Source organism: Micromonospora sp. NPDC049089, from assembly GCF_040648775.1.
GTDB lineage: Bacteria > Actinomycetota > Actinomycetes > Mycobacteriales > Micromonosporaceae > Micromonospora.
The window spans coordinates 1-2,603 of sequence record NZ_JBEZEH010000373.1 but is presented as its reverse complement, the minus strand read 5'-3'; the positions used below and the strand labels follow the sequence as shown (position 1 = coordinate 2,603).

The 2,603-nt window shown below is 74.3% G+C and carries 3 protein-coding genes; 2 read left to right on the top strand and 1 reads right to left on the bottom strand.

The window, feature by feature from the left end:
* Positions 1–175 precede the first annotated feature (175 nt).
* Both AB0B48_RS32830 and AB0B48_RS32825 read left to right on the top strand, forming a co-directional pair.
* Complete coding sequence (locus AB0B48_RS32830; protein ID WP_357208486.1) at positions 176–1,489, top strand: DEAD/DEAH box helicase; 1,314 nt, start codon at positions 176–178, stop codon at positions 1,487–1,489.
* A 244-nt stretch (positions 1,490–1,733) separates the two neighbouring features.
* The gene (locus tag AB0B48_RS32825; RefSeq protein ID WP_357208483.1) at positions 1,734–1,934 is read left to right on the top strand and encodes a hypothetical protein; all 201 of its coding nucleotides are present in this window, start codon (positions 1,734–1,736) and stop codon (positions 1,932–1,934) included.
* Between the two features lie 220 nt (positions 1,935–2,154).
* On the opposite strand, the gene AB0B48_RS32820 is transcribed toward AB0B48_RS32825, so the two are convergent.
* Complete coding sequence (locus AB0B48_RS32820) at positions 2,155–2,517, bottom strand: Rrf2 family transcriptional regulator (protein WP_357208480.1); 363 nt, start codon at positions 2,515–2,517, stop codon at positions 2,155–2,157.
* Positions 2,518–2,603 lie beyond the last annotated feature (86 nt).

The following is a 2,603-nucleotide window of genomic DNA, read 5'->3' as shown; positions in this document are numbered from 1 at the left end:
ACGGGACCGGCCCGCCCCGCCGCCGCCTGCCTACGCAGGCGGCGGCCCGGCGGCGGGCCGGCCTGTACTCCCTTTCGGTTCGTGCTTGTGAGTCCTGGCGGCCTTGTTCCGCTGGTTGACAGCGCCGATTTCGGCGCCCTCCCTCGACACGTGCCGCGTCGAGGAAGGCTTCCGCATGACCACAGTTATTCCCTCTTTCGCTCATACTGGTCTGGCGCCGGCGCTGCTCACCGCGCTGACCGCGCAGGGCATCACCGAGCCGTTCCCGATCCAGACGGCGACGCTGCCCGACTCGCTCGCCGGCCGGGACGTGCTGGGCCGGGGTCGTACCGGCTCCGGCAAGACCCTCGCCTTCGGGCTCCCGCTGCTGTCCCGCACCGTCGGCTGTAAGGCGCGGCCGGGCCGCCCGCTGGCCCTGGTGCTGGTGCCGACCCGCGAGCTGGCTCAGCAGGTAACCACCGCACTGGCCCCGTACGCCCGCGCCGTCGGGCTGCGTTGCGCCACAGTGGTCGGCGGCCTGTCGTTGCAGCGGCAGGCGGACGCCCTGCGCGCCGGCGCCGAGGTTGTCGTCGCCACCCCCGGTCGGCTGCACGACCTGATCAACCGTGGCGACGCCCGGCTCGACCAGGTCGAGATCACCGTGCTCGACGAGGCCGACCAGATGGCCGACATGGGTTTCCTGCCGCAGGTCACCAAGCTGCTGGAGCAGGTCGCGCCGCAGGGGCAGCGGATGCTCTTCTCCGCGACCCTGGACGGTGGTGTGGACCGGCTGGTCCGCCGCTTCCTGAGCAACCCGGTCACCCACTCGGTCGACCCGGGCACCGCGACGGTCACCGCGATGACCCACCACGTGCTGCACGTCGACGCTGCGGACAAGCCCGACGCGTTGACCCGGATCGCCGCCCGTGAGGGCCGCACCATCCTGTTCATGGGCACCAAGCACCGCGCCGACCGGCTGGCCCGCCAGCTGCTCTCCAAGGGCGTACGTGCGGCCGCGCTGCACGGCGGCAAGTCCCAGCCGCAGCGCACCCGGATCCTGGAGCAGTTCCGCAACGGTCAGGTGACCGCACTGGTCGCCACCGACGTGGCGGCCCGTGGCATCCACGTGGACGGCCTGGACATGGTGGTCAACGTGGACCCGCCGACCGAGGCGAAGGACTACCTGCACCGCGGAGGCCGTACCGCCCGGGCCGGCGAGTCGGGTTCCGTGGTCACCCTGGTCCTGCCGGAGCAGCGCCGGGACGTGTCCCGCCTGATGGCCACCGCCGGTATCCGGCCCGAGTCGGTCCAGGTGCGCGCGGGTGACGGAGCGCTGGCCCGGGTGACCGGTGCCCGCGAGCCGTCCGGTGTGCCGGTGACCATCGTCGCTCCGCCGGCACCCGCCTCGCGGCCCCGTACCTCCGGCGGCTCGGCCACCGACGGTGGCGCCCGTCCGGCGCACCGCGCGTCGGGCCGGTCCCGTCGGCCGCGTCGCCCCCGTACCGTCTGATCTTCTGCGCGTCGACCGACCCGTCCCGCTTCGGCGGGGCGGGTCGGTTTTGTCTGTGCGGTGACCCGGCCGGTCGGGTGTCAGCGCGGCCCGACCGGTCAGCCGGCCGCGCCGGGTGGCCCCTCGGCTGAGTCGGTAATCAGCCTTTCCCGGGTCGGCTGGCCGACTGCGCCCCGGTCGGTCGTGGTCAAGGCTGACCGACGGGGGGAAGTCGGGCGGGGGGCCCGGCTCGGGAGGGGTGACCATGGCGGGCGAAGCCGGCTCGGGTGCGCTGCGTGAACTGATCCTGGTGGTCGCGGTCGCGCTCGCCGGATTGTTGCTCGCCATGGTTGCGGCCTTCGCGCCCTGGCATGCCACCCCGGCGGGTAACGCTCCCGCCGGTCTGGTGGAGCTGCGCAGTCCTGGCGACCCGGGCCTCGGCCCGGCGACCGCACACGTGGGCTGAGCAGCAACCGGCCTACCGGCGCCGGCGGAGGGGCAGGCCCGGTCAGGATCGGTACGAGATGTGGTCGGGTCGGCGGGGCACCGACCCGACCACATCGCCCCCACACCCCACACCCCACACCCCACACCCACCGCGCCGATCTTGCAGTTTCTGTTGCCGGTATGGGCCGTTGCGCCCCCTACGCCACGACAGAAAGTGCAAGATCGCGAGGCGGGGTGGGTCAGGCGGGGGGTGTGGGGATGGGGCTGACGGGGGCGTGGGTGAGCAGGTCGGCCAGGGTGGTGCTGTCGACCACAGTGGCGATCGCCCCGTGCACCGCCAGCCAGACGTCGGTGAGCCCGGCGGCCACTCCGTGATAGCCGGCCCGCTCGGCCGGCAGACCGCGCACCGTGGTGAGCGACCCGCCGACCGCGCGCAGCACGTCTCCGACGGTGATCTCGTCGGCCGGGCGGGTCAGCGCGTACCCGCCGTCGGCGCCGCGATGGCTGTGCAGCAGACCGGCCCGGCGCAGATCGAGCAGGATGCCCTGCAGGAAGCTGAGCGGGATGTCCTGCGCCTCGGCCAGGCTGGCCGCCTTCGCCAACTCGCCGACCCGGTCGCGGGGGGGGGGGGCCCCCCGCCGGGGGGGCGGGGGGGGGGCCGGGGGCCGCGCCGGGCCCCCCCCCCCCC